The sequence below is a fragment of the Streptomyces sp. NPDC098789 genome, assembly GCF_044759975.1.
Lineage (GTDB): Bacteria > Actinomycetota > Actinomycetes > Streptomycetales > Streptomycetaceae > Streptomyces.
On the sequence record NZ_JBIWAJ010000002.1, the window covers coordinates 97,496 to 118,986 of the forward strand.

The 21,491-nt window shown below is 71.8% G+C and carries 22 protein-coding genes; 13 read left to right on the forward strand and 9 right to left on the reverse strand.

Annotated features, from left to right (window positions below; genetic code table 11):
- Window positions 1–170: 170 nt before the first annotated feature.
- Complete coding sequence (locus ACIQWR_RS04665) at window positions 171–1,649, reverse strand: tetratricopeptide repeat protein (RefSeq protein ID WP_404005133.1); 1,479 nt, start codon at window positions 1,647–1,649, stop codon at window positions 171–173.
- 96 nt (window positions 1,650–1,745) lie between these two features.
- Between ACIQWR_RS04665 and ACIQWR_RS04670 the strand changes: the two genes are divergently transcribed.
- On the forward strand, window positions 1,746–3,113 hold the full coding sequence (locus tag ACIQWR_RS04670; RefSeq protein ID WP_404005134.1) for an FAD-binding oxidoreductase: 1,368 nt from the start codon (window positions 1,746–1,748) through the stop codon (window positions 3,111–3,113).
- A 38-nt stretch (window positions 3,114–3,151) separates the two neighbouring features.
- On the opposite strand, the gene ACIQWR_RS04675 is transcribed toward ACIQWR_RS04670, so the two are convergent.
- Window positions 3,152–3,631 (reverse strand): SsgA family sporulation/cell division regulator, encoded by a 480-nt coding sequence (locus tag ACIQWR_RS04675; RefSeq protein WP_404005135.1) that lies wholly within the window; start codon window positions 3,629–3,631, stop codon window positions 3,152–3,154.
- 266 nt (window positions 3,632–3,897) lie between these two features.
- On the opposite strand from ACIQWR_RS04675, the gene ACIQWR_RS04680 reads away from it, so the two are divergent.
- Both ACIQWR_RS04680 and ACIQWR_RS04685 read left to right on the forward strand, forming a co-directional pair.
- The gene (locus tag ACIQWR_RS04680; protein ID WP_404005137.1) at window positions 3,898–5,277 is read left to right on the forward strand and encodes an RDD family protein; all 1,380 of its coding nucleotides are present in this window, start codon (window positions 3,898–3,900) and stop codon (window positions 5,275–5,277) included.
- A gap of 79 nt (window positions 5,278–5,356) precedes the next feature.
- Window positions 5,357–6,103, forward strand: coding sequence for an RDD family protein (locus ACIQWR_RS04685; RefSeq protein WP_404005139.1), 747 nt, complete (start codon window positions 5,357–5,359; stop codon window positions 6,101–6,103).
- A 190-nt stretch (window positions 6,104–6,293) separates the two neighbouring features.
- Here the strand turns inward: ACIQWR_RS04685 and ACIQWR_RS04690 are convergent, their stop codons facing one another.
- Window positions 6,294–6,563 (reverse strand): hypothetical protein, encoded by a 270-nt coding sequence (locus ACIQWR_RS04690; RefSeq protein ID WP_385772587.1) that lies wholly within the window; start codon window positions 6,561–6,563, stop codon window positions 6,294–6,296.
- A gap of 492 nt (window positions 6,564–7,055) precedes the next feature.
- Between ACIQWR_RS04690 and ACIQWR_RS04695 the strand changes: the two genes are divergently transcribed.
- Together ACIQWR_RS04695 and ACIQWR_RS04700 are read left to right on the forward strand one after the other, a co-directional pair.
- Window positions 7,056–9,356 carry an immune inhibitor A domain-containing protein gene (locus tag ACIQWR_RS04695; protein WP_404005755.1) on the forward strand — a complete coding sequence of 767 codons (2,301 nt, stop codon included), beginning with the start codon at window positions 7,056–7,058 and terminating at the stop codon, window positions 9,354–9,356.
- A gap of 110 nt (window positions 9,357–9,466) precedes the next feature.
- Complete coding sequence (locus ACIQWR_RS04700) at window positions 9,467–9,772, forward strand: hypothetical protein (protein WP_404005140.1); 306 nt, start codon at window positions 9,467–9,469, stop codon at window positions 9,770–9,772.
- A gap of 121 nt (window positions 9,773–9,893) precedes the next feature.
- Here ACIQWR_RS04700 and ACIQWR_RS04705 read toward each other — a convergent pair whose 3' ends face one another.
- Window positions 9,894–10,496: a nicotinamidase gene (locus ACIQWR_RS04705; RefSeq protein WP_404005141.1), complete on the reverse strand. Its 603-nt coding sequence runs from the start codon at window positions 10,494–10,496 to the stop codon at window positions 9,894–9,896.
- A gap of 405 nt (window positions 10,497–10,901) precedes the next feature.
- On the reverse strand, window positions 10,902–12,230 hold the full coding sequence (locus tag ACIQWR_RS04710; RefSeq protein ID WP_404005142.1) for a nicotinate phosphoribosyltransferase: 1,329 nt from the start codon (window positions 12,228–12,230) through the stop codon (window positions 10,902–10,904).
- Between the two features lie 80 nt (window positions 12,231–12,310).
- On the opposite strand from ACIQWR_RS04710, the gene clpS reads away from it, so the two are divergent.
- The 7 genes from clpS (at window position 12,311) to ACIQWR_RS04745 (ending at window position 17,095) form a co-directional block, all read left to right on the forward strand.
- On the forward strand, window positions 12,311–12,625 hold the full coding sequence (gene clpS / locus ACIQWR_RS04715; RefSeq protein WP_354384416.1) for an ATP-dependent Clp protease adapter ClpS: 315 nt from the start codon (window positions 12,311–12,313) through the stop codon (window positions 12,623–12,625).
- Window positions 12,625–13,272, forward strand: coding sequence for a DUF2017 domain-containing protein (locus ACIQWR_RS04720; RefSeq protein WP_404005143.1), 648 nt, complete (start codon window positions 12,625–12,627; stop codon window positions 13,270–13,272). Before clpS ends, ACIQWR_RS04720 begins: the two co-directional genes overlap by 1 nt.
- A 329-nt stretch (window positions 13,273–13,601) precedes the next feature.
- Entirely contained in the window at window positions 13,602–15,038 is a 1,437-nt protein-coding gene (locus ACIQWR_RS04725) for an amino acid permease (RefSeq protein WP_399267579.1), read from the forward strand.
- 75 nt (window positions 15,039–15,113) lie between these two features.
- On the forward strand, window positions 15,114–15,536 hold the full coding sequence (locus ACIQWR_RS04730; RefSeq protein WP_354384419.1) for a M67 family metallopeptidase: 423 nt from the start codon (window positions 15,114–15,116) through the stop codon (window positions 15,534–15,536).
- Window positions 15,537–15,624: 88 nt separating this feature from the next.
- Entirely contained in the window at window positions 15,625–15,735 is a 111-nt protein-coding gene (locus tag ACIQWR_RS04735) for a putative leader peptide (protein ID WP_330330664.1), read from the forward strand.
- Between the two features lie 122 nt (window positions 15,736–15,857).
- Window positions 15,858–16,145: a MoaD/ThiS family protein gene (locus ACIQWR_RS04740; protein ID WP_385772593.1), complete on the forward strand. Its 288-nt coding sequence runs from the start codon at window positions 15,858–15,860 to the stop codon at window positions 16,143–16,145.
- Window positions 16,145–17,095, forward strand: a complete 951-nt coding sequence (locus tag ACIQWR_RS04745; RefSeq protein WP_404005144.1) for a PLP-dependent cysteine synthase family protein — start codon at window positions 16,145–16,147, stop codon at window positions 17,093–17,095. The genes ACIQWR_RS04740 and ACIQWR_RS04745 overlap by 1 nt, the downstream gene beginning before the upstream one ends.
- A 204-nt stretch (window positions 17,096–17,299) precedes the next feature.
- Here the strand turns inward: ACIQWR_RS04745 and ACIQWR_RS04750 are convergent, their stop codons facing one another.
- Both ACIQWR_RS04750 and ACIQWR_RS04755 read right to left on the reverse strand, forming a co-directional pair.
- Window positions 17,300–17,686, reverse strand: a complete 387-nt coding sequence (locus ACIQWR_RS04750; RefSeq protein ID WP_404005145.1) for a DUF488 domain-containing protein — start codon at window positions 17,684–17,686, stop codon at window positions 17,300–17,302.
- Window positions 17,683–18,114: a hypothetical protein gene (locus ACIQWR_RS04755; RefSeq protein ID WP_404005147.1), complete on the reverse strand. Its 432-nt coding sequence runs from the start codon at window positions 18,112–18,114 to the stop codon at window positions 17,683–17,685. The genes ACIQWR_RS04750 and ACIQWR_RS04755 overlap by 4 nt, the downstream gene beginning before the upstream one ends.
- Before the next feature lie 238 nt (window positions 18,115–18,352).
- Between ACIQWR_RS04755 and ACIQWR_RS04760 the strand changes: the two genes are divergently transcribed.
- Window positions 18,353–19,105: an MBL fold metallo-hydrolase gene (locus tag ACIQWR_RS04760; RefSeq protein ID WP_399267044.1), complete on the forward strand. Its 753-nt coding sequence runs from the start codon at window positions 18,353–18,355 to the stop codon at window positions 19,103–19,105.
- A 12-nt stretch (window positions 19,106–19,117) separates the two neighbouring features.
- On the opposite strand, the gene ACIQWR_RS04765 is transcribed toward ACIQWR_RS04760, so the two are convergent.
- Both ACIQWR_RS04765 and ACIQWR_RS04770 read right to left on the reverse strand, forming a co-directional pair.
- Entirely contained in the window at window positions 19,118–20,017 is a 900-nt protein-coding gene (locus tag ACIQWR_RS04765; protein WP_404005148.1) for a hypothetical protein, read from the reverse strand.
- 119 nt (window positions 20,018–20,136) lie between these two features.
- The gene (locus tag ACIQWR_RS04770) at window positions 20,137–21,384 is read right to left on the reverse strand and encodes a PTS transporter subunit EIIC (protein ID WP_404005150.1); all 1,248 of its coding nucleotides are present in this window, start codon (window positions 21,382–21,384) and stop codon (window positions 20,137–20,139) included.
- Window positions 21,385–21,491: the final 107 nt, after the last annotated feature.

Sequence of the window (21,491 nt, forward strand, 5' to 3'; positions counted from 1 at the left end):
CGCAGCCGCAGCCGCAGCCGCAGCCGCAGCCGCAGCCGCAGCCGCAGCCGCAGCCGCAGCCGCAGCCGCAGCCGCAGCCGCAGCCGCAGCCGCAGCCGCAGTGACGGCGGGGCCGGAGTCTCCAGGAGCGGCTCCGGCCCCGCCGCGCGCGGGACGGGGGATCAGCGGGATCAGCGGGCCGACGGCGAAGGCGACGGGGAGGCCTTCGCCGCCGGCTTCGGCATCACCGGAGCCACCCACGGCCCCTTCGGCTGCATGTTCTCCGGCCCGCCGGACGCGGGCTGGCCCGCCGCGTCCAGCGCCTCCTTCGCCAGCGGTCCCCGCAGCGGCGAGAACCGCGGGTTGGTCCGCAGCGCGTCCTGGAAGTGGCGGCGGGCCGCCGCCACGTCGCCCAGGCCCCGCTCGATCTGTCCCCGGTGGTAGGAGAAGTCCGCGCTCCGCAGCCCCAGCTCGGTCGCCTTCTTCGCGTACTCCAGCGCCGCCGCGTCGTCCCCGGTCCGGTGCAGCGCCCACCCCAGGGCGTCCGCCACCTGCAGGTTCTTGTGCCGGCCCCACTCGGCCGTCAGCCGCCGCACCGCCGCCGCCGGATCGCCGTGGTCCGCCTCGTACAGGCCGAGCGTCACCTCGTCCGAGACCCCGTTCGCCACGCCCTTCGAAGCCAGCGAGCCCAGCAGCTCGTACGGCGTGCGCGCCTCCTCCGTCCGGCCGAGCGACTCCAGCAGCTCGCCCAGCTCCAGCGCCAGCCGCGGCACCGGCGCCCGGCCCAGCGCCATCCGGTAGTCCCGCACCGCCTCGCCCGCGCGCCCCAGCGAGGCCAGCGCCCGGGCCCGCCCGCCCAGCGCCTCCGCCTGCCCCGGATCGGTGCGCAGCGCGCCCTCGAACATCCGCAGCGCCTCGCCCGAGTCGCCGCGCTCCCAGGACAGGTCGCCCATCCGGTCCAGTACGTACGCCTTCTCCACCGGCGCCTTCGCCGCGCCCGACGCGTTCGCCATCGCGGCCACCGCGTCCTCGCGCCAGCCGTGGTCCCGGTAGACCTGCGCGGCCCGGGTGAAGGCCGCCAGCCCCGGCCGCAGCTCCAGCAGCTCGTTCATCGCCTTCTCGGCGGCCTTGTAGTCGCCCAGCCCGCCGTAGGCGTCCACGAGCACCGGGTACGCCGTCCAGCGCTTGGGCGACTGCGCCCGCACCAGCTCGCCCCACTTCTTCGCGGTCCCGTAGTCCCGCCGGGCCACCGCCAGGGCGCCCATGCCCGTCATCGCGTCGAAGTTGCCCTTCTCCGCGGGCCGCAGCTCCAGCGAACGCTTCAGGGCCCGCTCCGCCTTGGGACACCACAGCGTGTCGCCGGTGCGCCGCGCCTGCTCCAGGTAGGCCGCCCCCAGCACCGCCCACGAGCCGTCGTCGTCGGCGTGCGCGGCCACCCACTTCTCCCGGTCGGCGATCAGCGCGCTCAGGTCGACCGCCGCCGCGGGCGCGCCCATGCCGACCGCGGAGGCGGCCCGCTCGCTGGGCCCGGGCGGTCGGGCGTCGTCGCCGTTCTCGACCGGCCGGATCACCAGGGCCCCGACGATCAGGACCACGGCGACGACGGCCGGCACGAGCGTCTTGCGGCCGGTGAAGGTCACGGGTGGCGCGGGGCGCGATTCCTCGTCCATGGGGTCACTGTGCGTCAATATGAAGAGCGCGCGGAGGTGTCCGAAGAGGGTCGCGCCCGGGTTCACACCGATGGCGGCGGGTGCCACGCTGGCACCATGGACGATCTCTTGGCACGCCTGCACGCGGGGTTGCCGGCCGCGGCCGTGATCACCGACCCCCAGGTGACCTCCGGGTACGCGAGCGACATGGCGGGCTTCTGCGCGGCCGGCACCCCGGCCGCCGTGGTCCTGCCCCGCACGGTCGAACAGGTCCAGCACGTGATGCGCACCGCGACGGCACTACGGGTCCCGGTCGTCCCGCAGGGCGCCCGCACGGGCCTGTCGGGCGCGGCCAACGCCTCCGACGGCTGCATCGTGCTCTCGCTGACCGCCATGGACCGGATCCTGGAGATCGACGCGGTCGACCGGCTCGCCGTCGTGGAACCGGGCGTGGTCAACGCCGTGCTCTCGCGGGCCGTCGCGGAGCGCGGCCTGTACTACCCGCCCGACCCCTCCAGCTGGGAACAGTGCACGATCGGCGGCAACATCGGCACGGCCTCGGGCGGCCTGTGCTGCGTCAAGTACGGGGTCACCGCCGAGTACGTGCTCGGGCTGGACGTGGTCCTGGCCGACGGGCGGCTGCTGCGCACGGGACGGCGTACCGCCAAGGGCGTCGCCGGTTACGACCTGACCCGGCTCTTCGTCGGCTCCGAGGGCACCCTGGGCGTCGTCGTGCAGGCCGTCCTCGCGCTGCGCCCCGCGCCGCCGCGCCAGCTCGCGCTCGCCGCCGAGTTCCCCTCGGCCGCCGCGGCCTGCGCGGCCGTCTGCGCGATCATGGAGGCCGGACTGACGCCCTCGCTGCTGGAACTGATGGACCGCACGACGGTCCGCGCCGTCAACGCGCTCGGCAGGATGGGCCTGCCCGAGACCACCGAGGCGCTGCTCCTCGCGGCCTTCGACACCCCCGACGCGCCCGCCGACCTCGCGGCCGTCGGCGCGCTGTGCACGGCCGCCGGAGCCGGCGCCGTGGTGCCCGCCGACGACGAGGCCGAGTCCGAACTGCTCCTCCAGGCCCGCAGGATGGCCCTGACCGCGCTCGACACCCTGCGCCCGGCCACGATGATCGACGACGTGTGCGTGCCGCGCTCGCGGCTCGCCGAGATGCTGGACGGCACCGCGGCGATCGCCCGGACGCACGACCTCACCATCGGGGTGTGCGCGCACGCGGGCGACGGCAACACCCACCCCGTGGTCTGCTTCGACCCGGCGGACGCCGACGAGACGGCCCGGGCCCGCCGGTCCTTCGACGAGATCATGGCGCTGGGCCTGGCGCTGGGCGGCACGATCACCGGCGAACACGGGGTCGGCGTGCTGAAGAAGGAGTGGCTGGCCCGCGAACTGGGGCCGGTCGGCATGGAGGTGCAGCGCGCGGTCAAGCAGGCCTTCGACCCGCTGGGCCTGCTGAATCCCGGCAAGCTGTTCTGAGGCGGGGGCGGGGCCCCGCCTCCGTGCGGCGGCCCCGCTCACACGTCGCCGTCCGAGGACTCGTCGGAGGGCCAGGGGTCGCGCAGCCACAGGTCATCGGCCGGGGTCGGCGCGAGCAGCGCCGCCAGCGCGTCGTCCAGGCCCAGGCGTTCGGCCTCGGTCCCGGGCGGCACCATCCGCAGGGTGCGCTCCAGCCAGGCCGACACCGCCGCGGCCGGCGCCTCCAGCAGGGCGTCCCCGTCCGGGGAACTGAGCGCCATGCAGAGCACGCTGCGCCCTTCGATCTTGGTGGGCCAGATCCGGACGTCGCCGTGGCCGCTGGGGCGGAAGACGCCCTCCACGAGCAGCTCGCGGGCGAAGGTCCAGTTGACCGGCGCGCTGGTGCCGGTGTGGAAGGTGATGTGGACCGCGTACGGGTCGCCCGCGCGGTAGGACAGCTTGGCGGGCACGCAGATGCTGCGCTCGGGGGACAGGACCAGTCGCAGTTCCAGCTCGCGCTCGATGACGGGGTAGTGCATGGCAGCCTCACTTCGATTCACTTCGCCTCGCGCGGGGCCGGTGTCCGACCCCGCACCCGGAGAGAGCGCGCCGGCACGCGACTATGACGCGACTTCCGCGAACGTTCCGAAGGATGGCCGAAAACGATCGGCTGACCGAAAGCAGGCGCATGGGACGAGGTTCGCCCGAAGGGCTGCACTCTTCCGTTACCCGCCCTGCGGCACGGCGGTTCTTGGCTATGGTCCACCTCTGCACATGCCTCGCGCCACGAACGGAGTTGGGGACATTGACGGCCTCCCCTGGAGACGGCGGGCACGCGGCCCGCGAGGGGTACTACCCCGACCCGTCCATCCCCGGGTACGTCCGGTACTGGAACGGCGGGTCCTGGGTTCCCGGTACGAGCCGCCCCGCGCCCGCCCGCCCCGCGCCCGCGGAGGAGACCGGCCCGGTCTTCCTCGACGAGACCTCCCTGACCGCCGCCTGTCGCGAACCGGAACCCACCGCGCAGCCGGAGCCGGTACGGGCGCCAGAGCCTGATCCGGTGCGCTGGCAGGCCGACCCGTTGCACCAGGCGGGCTTCGGCGGCCCCCGTGACCAGATGGTTTCCTGGGGCCAGGGGGAGTCCGAGCACGCGCACGCCGTATCCCGTCCGGGTGGTGTCTCGCTCGGCCGGAGCCGCCCCGAGCCGCTCATCGAGGCACAACCGGAATCCCACCCGGAGCCGTTCCCGGCACCGTTCCCGGAGCCGCGCTGGGAGCCGGTGCGCGAACCGGCGGCCGTCCGCGCCTCCGCGTCCGGGGTCCGGATCGGCCGCGCCCCGGCCGCCCCCGCCCAGCCCGCGGCGCCCGCCGCGCCGGTCGGGAGCTTCGACGGGGTCGGCATCCTCTCGGCGAGGTCACCGGCGGCGCCGCCCGCGCCCGCCCAGCCCGCGGCGCCCGCCGCCCCGGTCCCCGACTGGCCGGAACCGCAGGGCAGTCGCCGCGCCCCCGCGGCCGTGGCCGCGCCCGCCCCGGCCGCCGCCCGCACCGCCGTGGCGCCCGCTCCCGACCCGGCCCCGGCTCCGGTTCCGACCCCCGCGCCCGTCCCCGTCCCCGCCGCCGAGGCCGCGGCGCCGGCACAGGCACAGGCACCGGCCGAGGAAGCGGTCCGTGCCCCCCGGCGCACCGATCACGCCGTCTTCGAGCGGATGGCCGAGCGGGCCGCGCGCCCCGCCGGTCCGGCCCGCCGACTGCTCGCGCGGGCCGTGGACTCGGTGGTGCTGGGCGCCGTCGCGGTGGCCGTGGCCCAGCCCCTCCTGCCGGCCGTCACCGCGCACCTGGACGCCAAGGTGGAGGCGGCCCGGGGGAGCGGGCGCACCGTCACGGTGTGGCTGCTCGACGGGACCACCGCCGGCTACCTGGGCGTCGTACTCGGTGCCGTGCTGCTCTTCGGCGTCTTCTGCGAGGTGCTGCCGACCGCGCGGTGGGGTCGCACGCTGGGCAAGAAGCTGTTCGGGGTCAGGGTGCTCTCGGTCGCGACCCGGCGACCGCCGTCCTTCGGTGCTTCGCTGCGCCGTTGGCTGGTGTTCGCGCTGCTGGGCCTGCCCGGCTCGCTGCGGTGCCTGGGCGACCGGGAGCGCCGGCAGGGCTGGCACGACAGGGCGGCGCGGACGTACGTGGTCCGCTGAGGGCCCGTTCGGCCGGGCGGGTCGCCCGAACGGACGCGGTCGCATTGCGCGGGGTGCGCGGCCGGGTTCGACTCGGGCCATGAGCACCGACCAGCCGCCGCCGGGCCCGTCGCCCGAGGACGACCCGTTCCTCAAGAAGCCCCAGCAGCCGACGCCGCCGTCGGGCGGCTCGCCGTACGGCTCACCGCCGCCCGGCGGGCCCACCCCGCCGCCGGGCGGCGGGCCCTACGGCGGGAGCCCGCCCGGTGGCGGCGGATATCCGCCCCCGCCGCCGCCCTACGGCGGCGGCGACCCGTACGGCGGGGGCGGTGGAGGCGGCTACGGCATGCCCGACCCGCTCGCCGGGATGCCCCCGCTCGCGGACTTCGGCAAACGGCTCGCGGCCCGCATCATCGACCTGCTGATCATCAGCGTGCCGCTGTACCTCCTCCAGTGGATCTTCAGCAGCAAGCGCTACGTCGTCGACACCAGCAAGGGCGACGACATCAGCGACGTCGTCGTCAGGTCCTACAGCGGCAGCGGTCTGATCTGGACGCTGATCGGGATCCTCGCCTACGTCGGCTACGACTGGTTCATGACCAAGAAGAACGGTCAGACCATCGGCAAGAGGGCGATGAGCGTGCGCGTCGCCATGCTGAACGACGGCAGCGTCCCGTCGTCCAACGCCGCGCTGTCCCGCGCCGCCGTGCTCTGGCTGCCGACGCTGCTCTGCTGCTTCTGCCTGTGGCCGATCGCGCTCGTCGTCTCGATGCTCATCGACAAGCCGTACAAGCAGGCTTGGCACGACAAGGTCGCCAAGACCGTGGTGGTCAGCTCGGCGACGTAGGTGTCGGCCGTGCCCTAGGGCGTGTTTCGAAAGTGGCGCCGGGCGCCCGAAGGGCGCGGCTCGCGGCGTCTGGTGCCGTGCATCGCAAGGCGGAGGATCGCCCGCCTACTGGACGTAATCGGGCGTTCCGACAACGCCGCGAGGTGCGGTACCAGGCGTCGCGAGCCAGGCGGGACTTTCGAAACACGCCCTAGTGGTGCACGGAGTGTTCGGCGGCGGCCGTCCGGGGTGCAGGTACCCGGGCGGCCGCCGGCGCGTCCACGGCGGTGTCGGGTCCACGGCGCCGCCGCTTCGGCATGGGCACGGTGAGGGCGACGAGCAGGCCGAGGGCGAGGGCCGCGGCTGAGATGACCGCGACGCCGAGGCCCGTGCTCGTCTGCGAGAGCAGCAGCATGGCGATCGTCGACACGACGACGGTGACGGAACCGGAAGTGAGCTGTACGGCGGTCGGTCGCGGCATGGCGGTATCCGTCCTCAAGCAGGGAGGGAACTCTACGACGGGGGATGCCCGAGCCTGACCAACGGTAAGCGTGTCCTAACCCGTTGGCACCGGTCTCCCGGAGCATGGGGGGCGCACGGAGTCATGCCTTGGCCCGAGATGGGGGGCGCGGGCGCGGGCGGGAAGCGCCGTTCGTCCCATATGGCTGCGGAACGTCCGAATAACGGAACTCCCTGACCGCATAGTGCAGTTGTAGGGAACAAGTCAAGGTCTGTCTTTTCTCGCGTTACTCCGGTCAAATGTCGTCACTTGAGACGCGTGCCGCGCGGAACCCCCCGCTCCGATGGAGACGTTCCGAACGTCCTGGCGGCCGCGGGAGGGGAACGACATCAAGTGACCAGCAACTCAGACTCCGCCAGAAGGCGGGCGCTGCGCGCCACGGCAGTCGCCGTGACCATCGCCGCGTGCGCCGCCAGCGGCGCAGCCTTCACCACCGCGACCGCGTCGGGCCCCGTGGCCCCCGCGCCCGTGGCGGCCGCCGTTCAGCAGGACCCGACGGCTCCGGCCAACTCGGTCAACCACAACCTCGACGGTCCGTACAGCAAGCAGCAGGAGCAGGCCCGCAAGGCCGCCCTGGAGCAGGTGCTGTCGGGCAAGACCAACGTCGAGCAGCGTGGCGCGTCGAAGGTCGTCAAGCTCGACGACAAGAAGTACGTCGAGCTGGGCCGCGAGAAGACCGACAAGATCTTCACGATCCTCGTCGACTTCGGCGACCAGGTGGACAGCACCACCATGTTCGACCCGGACGGCCCCGACGGCCCGAAGCCCCCGGTGCAGAAGTACGGCGGCACCCCCGGCCCGGCGCACAACCAGATCGCGCAGCCCGACCGCAAGACGAACAACAGCACCGCCTGGCGCAAGGACTTCAGCCGCGACTACTTCCAGGACCTGTACTTCGGTACCGGCCAGGGCAAGAACTCGCTGAAGACCTACTACGAGAAGACCTCTTCGGGTCGCTACTCGGTCGAGGGCCAGGTCCAGGACTGGGTCAAGATCCCGTACAACGAGGCCCGTTACGGCTCGAACTACTGCGGTCAGACCAACTGCGCCAACGTGTGGGACACCGTCCGCGACGGCGTCACCGCCTGGGCCGACGCCCAGAAGAAGGCGGGCAAGACCGACGCCGAGATCAAGGCGCAGCTGTCCCAGTACGACCAGTGGGACCGCAACGACTTCGACGGCGACGGCAACTTCAACGAGCCCGACGGCTACATCGACCACTTCCAGATCGTCCACGCGGGCGAGGACGAGTCGGCCGGCGGCGGCGTGCAGGGCACCAACGCCCTGTGGGCGCACCGTTGGTACGCCTACGGCACCGACGCGGGCAAGACCGGCCCGGCGAACAACAAGGCCGGCGGCACCCAGATCGGCAACACCGGCATCTGGGTCGGCGACTACACGATGCAGCCCGAGAACGGCGGCCTCGGCGTCTTCGCGCACGAGTACGGCCACGACCTCGGCCTCCCGGACCTGTACGACACCTCCGGCGGCGGCGAGAACTCGGTCGGCTTCTGGTCCCTGATGTCGGCGGGCTCCTGGCTCGGCAACGGCAAGGACTCCATAGGCGACCTCCCGGGCGACATGAACGCCTGGGACAAGTTCCAGCTGGGCTGGCTGAACTACGACAAGGCCAAGGCCGGGACGAAGTCCACCCACAAGCTGGGCGTCGCGGAGTACAACACCAAGGACAAGCAGGCCCTGATCGTCGACCTGCCCGCGAAGCAGGTCAAGACGGAGATCGTCGCTCCCGCCGAAGGCGCCAGCCAGTGGTGGAGCAACATGGGTGACGACCTCAAGAACACCCTCTCGCGCCCGGTCGACCTGACCGGCAAGTCCTCCGCGGCCCTGTCCCTCAAGGGCTGGTGGGACATCGAGAAGGACTACGACTTCCTCTACGCGGAGGCCTCCACCGACGGCGGCGCCAACTGGACCGCCCTCGCCGGCACCGCGAACGGCAAGGCCATCCCGCTCGACGCGGGCGGCAACCCGGCCCTGACGGACGTCTCCGGCGCCTGGCAGGACCTGAAGTACCCGCTCGACGCCTACGCGGGCAAGAAGTTCGACATCCGCTTCCGCTACCAGACGGACGGCGGCGCGGGCGGCAAGGGCTTCACCGCCGACGCCATCACCGTGACCGCGGACGGCCAGGCCCTCTTCACCGACGGCGCCGAGAACGGCGACAACGGCTGGACGGGCAAGGGCTTCTCCCGCATCGGCGCCAGCTTCACCAAGGAGTACGCGCAGTACTACCTGGCGGAGAACCGCCGCTACGTCTCGTACGACTCCACCCTCAAGGTGGGCCCGTACAACTTCGGCTGGGCCGACACCAAGCCGGGCTGGGTCGAGCACTACCCGTACCAGGACGGCCTGCTCATCTGGCAGTGGGACACCTCCCAGAAGGACAACAACACCAGCCAGCACCCGGGCCAGGGTCTGATCCTTCCGATCGACGCCAACGCCAAGCCCATGAAGTGGGCCGACGGCACCCTGCTGCGGAACAAGATCCAGCCGTACGACGCCACCTTCAGCGCGTACTCGACGGATGCCTTCACCCTGCACAAGAACGGCCAGGCGCTCTTCCTGAAGCCGAAGCCCGCCAACCTGGTCTTCGACGACCACAAGGGCACGTACTACTACGACGAGAACCCGACCGGTTCGGTGAAGGTCACTGACACCAACACCAAGATCAAGATCGTGAAGGAGCCCTACGACGGTCTCCAGATGACGGTCGAGGTCGGTCCCTCCACCAAGTAATTCGCATCACCGCAGGTCAGAGCATGATCGGCCGTCGCCCCCTAGCGGGCGGCGGCCGTTCGCGTTTAGATGCCCGTGCGAGTTTCTTATTGACGGGGGAGATGACAAGCATGCCCGGTGGAGGTTTCGTCCGATTGCCCGGCGGCAGCGTGGTGGTCGCGCTCACGCTGCCCAGACCGTCCGGTGAGGGCGGAAATGTCCGCGTGCTGGTGCACGCCGTGAACCGGGCCCGCGCCCTGACCAGGCTGCGGAACCTCGGGATGCGGGCCGTGTACCTGCGCGGGAACGCGCAACCGCCGACACCCGACGAGGTGACGGCGGTCCTGCACCACCCGGACGGCCTGCTGTGGCGCGGCGCCCCCGACCGGGTCGCGGAGCTGTGGCACCCGATCAGGGCCCTGCTGCCGGGCGCCTGAGGTCGACCTGGGCAAAGCCTGGGCAAAACCTGTGGGTCCGCTGTGCGGGGCCCCGCGGGGCTGGACGGAGTGCGGGCGGGGCGTGGGGGGTGTGCGGGGCGTACGGGCCCTGCGGGGCGTTCTACGCGCCGGTCACGTGCGGGGAGCCGGAGAGCTTCACTCCGGCCGTCCTGAGCTCCTCCAGGGCCCGCTCCGTGCTGTGGGGGGCCACTCCCGCCGTGAGGTCGAGCAGCACGCGGGTGTCGAAGCCCGCGCGGACGGCGTCCAGGGCGGTCGCCCGGACGCAGTGGTCCGTGGCGATGCCGACCACGTCGACCTCGGTGACCTCCCGGGCGCGCAGCCAGTCCGCGAGCGTGACGCCGTTCTCGTCGGCGCCCTCGAAACCGCTGTACGCGGCGTCGTAGGCGCCCTTGTCGAAGACGGCCGAGACGGCGCCCGAGGCGACGGCGGGGGCGAAGTTCGGGTGGAACCCGACGCCCTCGGTCCCGGCCACGCAGTGCACCGGCCAGGAGGTCTCGTAGTCCGGCTCGGCCGGGGGGCGGGCGAAGTGCGCGCCGGGGTCGATGTGGTGGTCGCGGGTGGCGACGACGTGCCGGTAGCCGGGGGTGGCCTGGCCGATCAGCTCCGTGATGGAGGCGGCCACGTCGGCGCCCCCGGTGACCGCGAGGCTGCCGCCTTCGCAGAAGTCGTTCTGTACGTCGACGACGATCAGTGCGCGGTGCATGTTCGCGTGTCCTTCGCTCGGTGTGACGTCTGTGCCCCTGCTTCCGGCCGCCCGGCCCTCCGCTGGCCCTCTTCCCCGCTCCCCCCACCCCGAACCCGAGGGCGCGCCCCCGGCCCCCCTTCAGCCTCGCCGGCGGGGCTGGTCCGGTCCGGCGCGCCCGGCCCCACTTCAGCTTCGCCGGTGGGCCGAGCGCCATTTCAGCCCCGCCGGCGTTTGAGGCGCCCCCGGAGGGCGGGACGGCCGGTGGCCGGGGGCCGTGGGGTCGGACCCGTGTCCTGTCCGCGGGTGCGGGGTGCCTCCGGCGGCGCCTCAAACGCCGGCGGGGCTGAAAAGGGGGGCCGGCCAGGCCGGACCGGGCTCAGCAGCGCCGGCCAGGCTGGACCAGCGCCGCCCCCCCCGGGAGGGTCAGGCGTACTCGGTCGGGATCACGGCCTCGCCGCGGGAGAGCTGGGTCGCGGAGAGGGGGAGGGCCGCCAGCGCCGCGCGGTGGCGGTCGCGCGCCGCCTCCAGCGGCTCCCGCGCGACCACCTCGCCGCCCTTGACCAGCTGCACCAGCAGCTGCTCCCCGGCCAGCCCGGACGGCACGGCTCCGGTGCCCACGACCTCCGCCTCGGCCACCCCGTCGGCGTCCCGCCGCCGGGCCGCCCACTTGCGGCCGCCCACCGAGGTCTTGCCGCCGGAGGACTTCTTCGCCACCGGGTGCAAGGCCGCCTTCGGGTCGGCGGAGGTGGCCCGGGCGACCAGCTTGTAGACCATCGAGCACGTCGGGTGCCCGCTGCCGGTGACCAGCTGCGTGCCCACCCCGTACGCGTCCACGGGCGCCGCGGCCAGCGAGGCGATCGCGTACTCGTCCAGGTCGGAGGTGACCACGATGCGGGTGCCGGTGGCCCCCAGCTCGTCCAACTGCTGGCGCACCCGGTGCGCGACGAGCAGCAGGTCACCGGAGTCGATGCGGACCGCGCCGAGCCCGGTCCCCGCCACCTCGACGGCCGTCCGTACCGCCTCGGCGACGTCGTACGTGTCCACCAGGAGCGTGGTCGAGCCGCCCAGCGAGGCCACCTGGGCCTCGAAGGCGGCCCGCTCGCTGTCGTGCACCAGGGTGAAGGCGTGCGCGCTGGTGCCCACCGTGGGGATCCCGTACCGGAAGCCCGCCGCCAGGTCCGAGGTGGAGGCGAAGCCGCCGACGTACGCGGCCCGCGCCGCGGCCACCGCGGCCAGCTCGTGCGTGCGCCGCGCGCCCATCTCGATCAGTGGCCGCCCGCCCGCCGCCGAGGACATCCGGGAGGCGGCCGCGGCGATCGCCGAGTCGTGGTTGAGGATCGAGAGGATCACGGTCTCCAGCAGCACGCACTCGGCGAAACTGCCCTCGACGCGCAGCACCGGGGAGCCGGGGAAGTAGACCTCGCCCTCCGGGTAGCCCCAGATGTCGCCGGAGAAGCGGTACGAGGCCAGCCAGTCCAGCGTCCGCATGTCGACGACGGCCCGCTCGCGCAGGAATTCCAGCACGGCGGCGTCGAAGCGGAAGTTCTCCACCGCGTCCAGCACCCGGCCCGTTCCGGCCAGCACTCCGTAGCGCCGGCCTTCCGGCAGCCGCCGGGTGAAGACCTCGAAGACCGAGCGTCGGTCGGCGGTGCCGTTGGCCAGGGCGGCCTGCAGCATCGTCAGCTCGTAATGGTCCGTGAAGAGCGCTGTCGACGGCACGTCCACCGGCAGGCCCAGGTCCGCAGGGTTCATGGCACGGATGCTAGCGCACATCTCGTCAAAGTGACGAGATGTAGGGCCCGTTTGTGCGACGGGCCCGTCACAGTGGCAGCATGGGACGAGTGAGTGTCGCCCCCATTGAGATCGAACGCACCGAATCCGCCGAGGAGACCTTCGCGGTCCCCGAGCCCGACGTCCCCTGGGTGACGCTGGTGCACAACGACCCCGTCAATCTCATGAGCTACGTCGCGTACGTGTTCCAGGCGTACTTCGGCTACTCCAAGGACAAGGCGAACAAACTGATGCTCGACGTCCACCACAAGGGCCGGGCGGTCGTCTCCAGCGGCAGCCGCGAGGAGATGGAACGCGACGTGCAGGCCATGCACGGCTACGGCCTGTGGGCGACCCTCTCCCAGGACCGCAACTGATGGAGCGCGAGACGGGCACCTTCGTGCCGCTCGACGGCGGCGGCGCGGCCGTCGCCCTCGACGAGATCGAGATCCAGATCCTGCGCTCGCTGGCCGTCCAGCTGCTGGAGCTGATCGGCCCCGGCGCGGCCGAACCGGCCGAGGACGCCGACCCGCTGGCGGTCCTGTTCGCCGCCGACGGCCCCACCGAGCCGCCCTCCGACCCGGCGTTGGCCCGGCTCTTCCCGGACGCCTACGGCGGTCCCGGCGGCGACGGCGGGGCCGACCCGGAGGAAGTCCGGGCCCACTCGGCCGAGTTCCGCCGCTTCACCGAGAACGACCTGCGCACCCGCAAGCGCGAGGACGCGCTGGCCGTCGTGCGCAGCCTCGACGCGCTGACGCTCGACGACGGCCTCGACGACGGCCCGGACGAGGAGGGCGTCGAGGCCGCCGGCGGCGCCGTGTTGGAGCTGACCGGGGAGCTGCCGCTGCGCTGGCTCGGCTCGCTCAACGACCTGCGGCTCACCATCGCGGCGCGGTTGGAGATCACCGAGGACGACGAGAGCGCGGTCCTCTTCCGGCTGCCGGACGACGACCCGCGCAAGCCGATGGTGATGGCGTACCTGTGGCTCGGCGGCCTCCAGGAGACGCTGATCGAGACCCTCTGAGGGGGCTCGCGACACGCTCCCGACATACTCCGTTCGCTCAGCGGACGCTCAAATCCGGATAACGATCAGATCACCACCATGTGGTGGTCTGATCGCGTTCAGGGACTTTGTCCGTATTTTTTCGTGCCATGGGTCACCCTTTCGCGCCTCGATCACCCGTAAGGCCGTGATAAATCTTCACGACTGCCGACGGGACGCCACCCCTGTTCCCCGGCTCGCTCGAACCGGCTGACCGCCGGGTGCAACTCCATCCGTATCCGGGGGGATCGAGGATCCGGTCCGCAGCCACTTCCAGGCGCGGGTCGGCGTGGAGAAAGGCGCACCAAGACATGACCTCTGTGCAGGTCGAGCACGACGACACGAAGCCGGCCGGCGGCGAAGCCGAGGCGGGCGAGGGTTACCACCGCACGCTCGGCGCGCGGCAGATCCAGATGATCGCCATCGGCGGAGCCATCGGCACCGGCCTCTTCCTGGGCGCCGGAAAGGCGATCTCCAAGGCGGGTCCGAGCCTGATCCTGGCCTACGCCATCGCCGGCCTGGTCATCTTCTTCATCATGCGGGCCCTGGGCGAGCTGCTCATGTACCGCCCCGTCTCGGGCTCCTTCTCGGACTACGCCCGAGAGTTCCTGGGCCCCTTCTGGGGGTACGTGACGGGCTGGACCTACTGGCTCTTCTGGGTGGTCACCGGCATCGTCGAGGTCACCGCCGCCGCGAAGTACATGGCGTTCTGGACGGACGGCAGCTTCCCGCAGTGGGGCTTCGCGCTGATCTTCACGCTCATCCTGTACGCCGCCAACCTGATCTCCGTGAAGCTCTTCGGCGAGCTGGAGTTCTGGTTCTCGATGGTCAAGGTCACCGCCATCGTCGGCATGATCCTGATCTGCGCCGGCATCCTGACCATCGGCTTCTCCGACGCGGCCGACACGGCGAGCGTCTCGAACCTGTGGAACGACCGGGGCTTCTTCCCCAACGGCATCGGCGAGACGCTGATGACCCTGCAGATCGTGATGTTCGCCTTCCTCGCGGTCGAGCTCGTCGGCGTCACCGCCGGTGAGTCCAAGGACCCGGAGAAGACCCTCCCCAAGGCCATCAACACCGTGCCGTGGCGGATCGCCGTCTTCTACGTCGGCGCCCTGATCATGATCCTGTCGGTCATCCCGTGGCACCAGTTCAAGGCGGGCGAGAGCCCCTTCGTGCTGGCCTTCGAGAAGATGGGCCTCGGCATCGGCGCGGCCGTCGTCAACTTCGTGGTGCTGACCGCCGCCCTGTCCTCCTGCAACTCGGGCATGTACTCCACCGGCCGCATGCTGCGCGACCTCGCGCAGAACGGCCAGGGCCCGAAGGTCTTCACCAAGCTGACCAAGAGCGGCACCCCGCTCGTCGGCACCACCTTCTCCGCCGCGCTGATGCTGGTGGGCGTCTGGATCAACTACGTCGCCCCGGGCAAGGCCTTCGAGTACGTCGTCTCCTTCGCCACCATCTCCGGCATGTGGGCCTGGATCATGATCCTGGTCTGCCAGATCCGCTACCGCGCCAAGTCCGACCGCGGCGAGCTGCCCGCGTCCCCGTTCCGGGCGCCCGGAGCCCCGTACACGAGCTGGTTCGCGCTCGCCTTCATCGCCATGGTCATCGTGATGATGGGCATCGACAAGGACGCCCGCGTCTCGCTGTACTGCGCCCCGCTGTGGGGTCTGATCCTCGGCGTCTCCTACCTGGTGATGAAGAGCCGCAACCCGAACGCGGACGCCTTCGTCAAGGCCTCGTAAGGCTCCTGTCCAGCATCCGGGCCCTTCCGTACCACTCCTCGGTACGGAAGGGCCCGTCTGTTTATCCTTTCGCTCATGCTGACCCTCACCCAGGACCTGTACGACCGGATCGTCGAGCACGCCCGCAAGGACCACCCGGACGAGGCCTGCGGGATCGTCGCCGGTCCCGCGGGCACCGGCCGCCCCGAGCGGTTCGTCCCGATGCTGAACGCCGCGCGGTCGCCCACGTTCTACGAGTTCGACTCCAAGGACCTGCTGAAGCTCTACCGCGAGCTGGACGACCGGGACGAGGAGCCCGTGATCGTCTACCACTCGCACACCGCGACCGAGGCCTACCCCTCGCGCACGGACGTGACCTACGCGAACGAGCCCGGCGCGCACTACGTCCTGGTCTCCACGGCGGACGCGGACGGCCTCGGGGAGTTCCAGTTCCGGTCGTACCGGATCGTCGACGGAGTGATCACGGAGGAAGAAGTGCAGGTCGTGGCCGGTTACTGAGGGGTTACTGCCCAGTATGTGAGCCGATGGCGTCCACGATGCGGAATCACACTCCAAACGCCGGACCGGGAATCGTTAACATGACCGCATGGTTCCCCACGACGTGAGCATCGAGACGCCCGGCAGGCTGCTGCTCGTGGCGCGGCTGCACGTCGACCTGTGCCGCCTCGCCAGTGCCATCTGTCCTGCCGCTGCCTGACCACGGCAGTGCCCGCAGTGCCCGCAGCGCCGCGCAATGCCCGCGGTCGCCGCGCGCCGCACCGCGACCCCGCTCCGCCCTTACCGCCGCCCTTCCCGCTTCCTTCACGACTGGAGCCAGCCATGGCCATCGAGGTCCGCATCCCGACCATCCTCCGCACCTACACCGACGGCGAGAAGGCCGTCTCCGGTGAGGGCGCCACCCTCGGCGACCTCTTCGCCGACCTGGAGACCCGCCACAAGGGCATCCAGGAGCGCATCATCGACGCGGCCAAGGGCGGCGAGCTGCGCCGCTTCGTGAACGTGTACCTGAACGACGAGGACGTCCGCTTCCTCGCCGGCATCACCACCGAGCTGAAGGACGGCGACAGCGTCACCATCCTCCCGGCCGTGGCCGGCGGATCGAAGTAATGCGCTACGACTCCCCGCTGGCGGCGGCCGGCAACACCCCGCTGGTCCGGCTTCCCCGGCTGTCCCCCTCCGAGGACGTCCGGATCTGGGCCAAGCTGGAGGACCGCAACCCGACCGGCTCGATCAAGGACCGCCCCGCGCTCCACATGGTCGAGCAGGCCGAGAAGTCCGGCCGCCTCTACCCCGGCTGCACGATCCTGGAGCCCACCTCCGGCAATACGGGCATCTCGCTCGCCATGGCGGCGAAGCTCAAGGGCTACCGGATCGTGTGCGTCATGCCGGAGAACACCAGCCAGGAGCGCCGTGACCTCCTGGCCATGTGGGGAGCCGAGATCGTCCCGTCGCCCGCAGCGGGCGGCTCCAACACGGCGGTCCGCGTCGCCAAGGAACTGGCGGCGGAGCACCCGGACTGGGTGATGCTCTACCAGTACGGCAACCCGGACAACGCGGGCGCCCACTACGCCACGACCGGCCCGGAGATCCTCGCCGACCTCCCGTCCATCACCCACTTCGTGGCGGGCCTCGGTACCACCGGCACCCTCATGGGCGTCGGCCGCTACCTGCGCGAACACGTCGAGGGCGTCCGGATCGTCGCCGCCGAACCGCGCTACGACGACCTCGTCTACGGCCTGCGCAACCTGGACGAGGGCTTCGTCCCGGAGCTGTACGACGCCTCCGTGCTGACCACCCGCTTCTCGGTGGGCTCCGCGGACGCGGTCACCCGCACCCGGGAACTGCTCCAGCAGGAGGGCATCTTCGCCGGCGTCTCCACCGGGGCCGCGCTGCACGCGGCGATCGGCGTGGGCCGCAAGGCGGTCGCCGCCGGCGAGTCCGCGGACATCGTCTTCGTCGTCGCCGACGGCGGGTGGAAGTACCTGTCGACGGGCGTCTACACGGCGGCCACGACGGAAGAGGCCATCGAAGTCCTCCAGGGCCAGCTCTGGGCCTAGGCCTCGCCGGGCCCTCAATCGCCGGGCGGGCTGGTTTTGCCCGGGTGGTTTTGCCCGTGCTGGTGCAGGTGCTGCCGATTCAGCCTCGCCCGGGGGTACCTCCCAGCGGTAGCTGGGGGAGTTTGAGGCGCCGCCGGAGGCTGTACCGGCCTCCGGCGGGCCCTCAAACGCCGGGCGGGCTGGTGTGCCGGGGCGGCCCCCGGGTCAGGGGGTCAGGAGGGCGGCCAGGACCGCGGCGTGGCTGGACGACGGGTCCTTGACCGCGGTCAGGAGGGTCAGGGGCCCGGCCGCCGCCAGGCCCCGCAGCCGCTCCAGCGCGGCCACCGCCCCGGCCCCGGCCAGCTCCGCCTCGTACCGCTCGCGGAACTCCTCGAAGTCCCCGCCCCCGCCGTGGAACCACGTGCGCAGCTCCGCCGACGGGGTGAGCTCCTTGGGCCACTCGTCCACCGCGGCCACCGCCTTCGCCAGCCCGCGCGGCCACAGCCGGTCCACCAGCACGCGGACGCCGTCCGCCGCCGGGTCCGGGGGATCGTAGACGCGCCGCAGCCGCACCCCCGGGGTCCCCGTCGACCCCGATCTCGACCGTGTCACCGGCCCTCACCTCCGAGTCCGAGCCCCTTCACCTGGTCCCACACCGCAGGATCCACGGAACCGACCCGCCGACGCAGCTCCCACACCGAGACCTCCCGCGCCCGGTCCGCCTCCACGAACGAGGCCCGGCCGTGCGCCGCCCCGAGCACCCCCGGCGGCAGCGCGATCACTCCCGGCCGGGCGTCCCGGTACTTCCCGGTCACCGGCGCGACCCGCGCACGCGGCCCCCGTACCGCCAGGACCAGGTAGGAGCGGCCGTCCGCCAGGCACCACAACTCGCGCGCCACCGGCTGCGGCGCCGGCCCCGGACCGTGCCCGGCCGCCACGGTCCGCCCCGGCCGCACCGCCGCCTTCCGCCGCCCCGCCACCAGCAGCACGAGGCCCACGGCGACCACCGCCGCCACCCCGGGCCACCAGGACGTGTCCATGCATCGACCGTAACCGCGCCCCCACCCGCCCGCACGGCCCGCACCCGTCCCGTGCGCGGCAACCCGTGTACGGGCCGTCGCTCCACCGGGTGACACCGCAGGTGAGTTGCCCCACAACGGCCCGCCGCGGAGGAGCGACGGGACGATTCGCGCTTTACGCTCGACTCCACGCACGCCCCCGTCGCCCTCCCCGTATCCGTGTAACCTCCACGGACCGTCCACGGAGGTTCTTGTCTCCATGAAGCTCACCGTCGTCGGCTGCTCCGGCTCGTTCCCCTCCGCGGAATCGGCCTGCTCGAGCTACCTCGTCGAGGCCGACGGCTTCCGGCTGCTCCTCGACATGGGCAACGGCGCCCTCGGTGAGCTGCAGCGACACTGCGGTCTGTACGACCTCGACGCCGTCTTCCTCAGCCACCTGCACGCGGACCACTGCATCGACATGTGCGGCTACTTCGTCGCCCGCTACTACCGCCACGAGGGCGGCCGCTGCGGGACCATCCCCGTCTACGGCCCCGAGGGCACCGAGAAGCGCCTGACCACGGCCTACGAGGACGTCCCGGACGAGCGCTCCATGAGCGAGGTCTTCGACTTCCGCACCCTCAAGCCCGGCACCTTCGAGATCGGCCCCTTCCAGGTCCGCACCGAGCGCGTGTCCCACCCCATCGAGTCCTACGGCATCCGGCTCGAACACGGCGGGCGCTCGCTGACGTACTCCGGTGACACCGGGGTCTGCGCCGAGCTGGGCCTGCTCGCCGAGGACGTGGACCTGCTGCTCTGCGAGGCCTCGTTCACGCACGGCAAGGAGGACATCCCCGACCTCCACCTCAACGGCCGCGAGGCCGGGGAGTTCGCCCGCGACGGCCGGGTCGGGCGGCTCGTCCTGACCCACATCCCGCCGTGGACCGACGCAGAGCGCAACCTCGCCGACGCCCGCGCCGTGTACGGGGGCCGGGTGGACCTCGCCCGGGCGGGCGAGGTCTACGAGGTCTGATCCCCAGGGGTACTAACGGGCGCGCCGGCCGGAGAGGGCCATCCGGTTCCAGGTGTGGCGCCGGCCGCGGATGGCCACGGAGTACGCGTACATGACCTCGGGGTCGCACATCCCCGGGAGGTAGGAGTCGCCGAAGTGGTGGGCGTCGAAGCCCGCCTCCTTCGCGTTCAGGGCGAGCTGCGGGACCACGTTCGCGTGGCTGCCCTCCTGGCTCGTCCCGATGGCGCCCATCACGATCGCGCCCGCGTCCTGCACCGCCGCCACCGCCTCGGCCGCCAGCTCCCGCGTCACCCCGGGCAGCGTGCCGGGCAGCGGCATGACGACCCCGTCGGCGCCCGCGTCCACCAGCGCGGTCAGCCGGGCCGTGGTCACCCGCTCCGGGTGCCCGGCGTGGTGCATCTTGCCCGACCACAGGGCCGCGTCGGCGCCCAGTCCGCGGCGCAGCTCCTCGGTCACCCGGGCCATCGCGTCGTACGAGCCGCCCGTACCCGGGTTCGCGGTGATGCACAGCATCGCCGCCCCCATGTCGATCAGTCGCTTGGCGTACTCGGGCTTCGCCCGGCGGATCTCCGGTACGTCGCCGGGCTCCAGGTTCACGCCGATCGGCCGGCCGATCACCTGGGCCAGCTCCGTGAACGACGCGAACTCGCCCAGCCCCGGCAGCCGCAGCCGCTCCCCGTCCCAGGCGCGCTCGATGAGGTTCAGCACGACGATGTCCGCGCCGAAGGCGGCGACCAGCTCGGCGTTGTGCACCCCTCGGCCGTCCGGGTGCGGGGACAGCGCGGCGCGTTCGCCGAAGACCTCGGCGACCATGGTCCGCCCCTCGGCGGCGGCCACGGCCCGGGTCAGGGCCCGCCCGCGCAGGGCGGCGAGTTGTTCGCGGTCAAGGTCGAGAATGCGCTGTTCTGTCATGGTTACCAGGCTAGGCAACGCACAACGGCCGAAGCCCCTGTCTTCCGGAGGGAAGTACAGGGGCTTCGGACCTTGATGTGCGCGCCGGACGCCCCGGGGGGGCGCGGTGCGGCCGGGGCTTACTTCGCCTCGGCCTTCTCCATCTCGGCGATCTCCTCGTCGGACTCGCGGCCCGGCGTCGGAAGGTTGAACTTCGTGATGGCGAAGCGGAAGACGACGTAGTAGATCGCACCGAAGCACAGGCCGATCGGGATGATCATCCACGGGTTCGTGGCGAGCTTCCAGTTCAGCAGGTAGTCGATCAGGCCGGCCGAGAAGCCGAATCCGTCGTGCACGCCGAGGCCCCAGGTGACGGCCATGGAGAGACCGGTCAGCACCGCGTGGACGGCGTACAGGAGCGGGGCGAGGAAGAGGAAGGTGAACTCGATCGGCTCGGTGACGCCCGTGATGAAGGAGGTCAGCGCGAGGGAGACCATCATGCCCATGACGACCTTGCGGCGGCTGGGCTTGGCGCAGTGGGCGATGGCGAGCGCGGCGGCCGGGAGGCCGAACATCATGATCGGGAAGAAGCCCGACATGAACTGACCGGCGGTCGGGTCACCGGCGAAGAAGCGCGGGATCTCACCGGTGACGATGGAACCGTCGGGCTTGGTGAAGGAACCGACCTGCTGCTGGAAGAACGTGTTCAGGAACTGGTGCATGCCGACCGGGATCAGACCGCGGTTGAACACGCCGTAGATGCCGGCGCCGACCGAACCGAGGCCGATCAGCCAGTCACCGAAGCTGGCCAGCGCGTCGCCGACCGGGCCCCAGGCGAGACCGAAGAAGACGCCGAAGGCGGTGCCGATGAAGGCCATGAGGATCGGGACGAGACGGCGGCCGTTGAAGAAGCCGAGCCAGTCCACCAGCTTGGTGCGGTGGTACTTCTCCCAGATGATCGCGGTCACGAGACCGACGATGATGCCGCCGAGCACGCCCGGGTCCTGCGGCTTGCCGGCCGGCAACGCCGCGGTGATCGAACCGTCGATCGGGAACGCGGTCAGTACGTTCTTGTAGACGAGGAAGCCGACGAGCGCGGCGAGGGCGGTCGAACCGTCCGCCTTCTTCGCGTAACCGATGGCGACACCGACACAGAACAGCAGGGCGAGGTTCGCGAAGACACCGTCACCGGCCTTCGCGAAGACCGCGGCGACCTTGCCCCAGTGCAGACCGTCCTTGCCGAAGACGTCGTCCTGGCCGAGGCGCAGGAGGATCGCGGCGGCGGGCAGAACGGCGACGGGCAGCTGGAGGCTGCGACCGACCTTCTGCATGCCCTGCATCAGGCCGGAGCCCCGCTTCTTCGCGGGTGCGGCGGTGGCCGTACTCATCAACTTCCTCCATTGGGCAAGGCGCCGCCCGGGGATGTGGAAGGGGGAGGCGACGTCTCAGAAAGGGGGGACCGGGGTCCGTTGGACCCGCGTGGTCTACACCACTA

Excerpts from the sequence above, each read along its gene's own strand:
- ACIQWR_RS04735 (WP_330330664.1), top strand. The coding sequence starts at position 15,625 with ATGGTTCCCCACGACGTGAGCATCGAGACGCCCGGCAGGCTGCTGCTC.
- ACIQWR_RS04745 (WP_404005144.1), top strand. The coding sequence starts at position 16,145 with ATGCGCTACGACTCCCCGCTGGCGGCGGCCGGCAACACCCCGCTGGTC.
- ACIQWR_RS04665 (WP_404005133.1), bottom strand. The coding sequence starts at position 1,649 with ATGGACGAGGAATCGCGCCCCGCGCCACCCGTGACCTTCACCGGCCGC.
- ACIQWR_RS04760 (WP_399267044.1), top strand. The coding sequence starts at position 18,353 with ATGAAGCTCACCGTCGTCGGCTGCTCCGGCTCGTTCCCCTCCGCGGAA.
- ACIQWR_RS04755 (WP_404005147.1), bottom strand. The coding sequence starts at position 18,114 with ATGGACACGTCCTGGTGGCCCGGGGTGGCGGCGGTGGTCGCCGTGGGC.
- ACIQWR_RS04730 (WP_354384419.1), top strand. The coding sequence starts at position 15,114 with ATGCTGACCCTCACCCAGGACCTGTACGACCGGATCGTCGAGCACGCC.
- ACIQWR_RS04670 (WP_404005134.1), top strand. The coding sequence starts at position 1,746 with ATGGACGATCTCTTGGCACGCCTGCACGCGGGGTTGCCGGCCGCGGCC.
- ACIQWR_RS04740 (WP_385772593.1), top strand. The coding sequence starts at position 15,858 with ATGGCCATCGAGGTCCGCATCCCGACCATCCTCCGCACCTACACCGAC.
- ACIQWR_RS04710 (WP_404005142.1), bottom strand. The coding sequence starts at position 12,230 with ATGAACCCTGCGGACCTGGGCCTGCCGGTGGACGTGCCGTCGACAGCG.
- ACIQWR_RS04690 (WP_385772587.1), bottom strand. The coding sequence starts at position 6,563 with ATGCCGCGACCGACCGCCGTACAGCTCACTTCCGGTTCCGTCACCGTC.
- ACIQWR_RS04765 (WP_404005148.1), bottom strand. The coding sequence starts at position 20,017 with ATGACAGAACAGCGCATTCTCGACCTTGACCGCGAACAACTCGCCGCC.
- ACIQWR_RS04705 (WP_404005141.1), bottom strand. The coding sequence starts at position 10,496 with ATGCACCGCGCACTGATCGTCGTCGACGTACAGAACGACTTCTGCGAA.
- ACIQWR_RS04675 (WP_404005135.1), bottom strand. The coding sequence starts at position 3,631 with ATGCACTACCCCGTCATCGAGCGCGAGCTGGAACTGCGACTGGTCCTG.
- ACIQWR_RS04770 (WP_404005150.1), bottom strand. The coding sequence starts at position 21,384 with ATGAGTACGGCCACCGCCGCACCCGCGAAGAAGCGGGGCTCCGGCCTG.
- ACIQWR_RS04685 (WP_404005139.1), top strand. The coding sequence starts at position 5,357 with ATGAGCACCGACCAGCCGCCGCCGGGCCCGTCGCCCGAGGACGACCCG.
- ACIQWR_RS04700 (WP_404005140.1), top strand. The coding sequence starts at position 9,467 with ATGCCCGGTGGAGGTTTCGTCCGATTGCCCGGCGGCAGCGTGGTGGTC.
- clpS (WP_354384416.1), top strand. The coding sequence starts at position 12,311 with ATGGGACGAGTGAGTGTCGCCCCCATTGAGATCGAACGCACCGAATCC.
- ACIQWR_RS04725 (WP_399267579.1), top strand. The coding sequence starts at position 13,602 with ATGACCTCTGTGCAGGTCGAGCACGACGACACGAAGCCGGCCGGCGGC.
- ACIQWR_RS04720 (WP_404005143.1), top strand. The coding sequence starts at position 12,625 with ATGGAGCGCGAGACGGGCACCTTCGTGCCGCTCGACGGCGGCGGCGCG.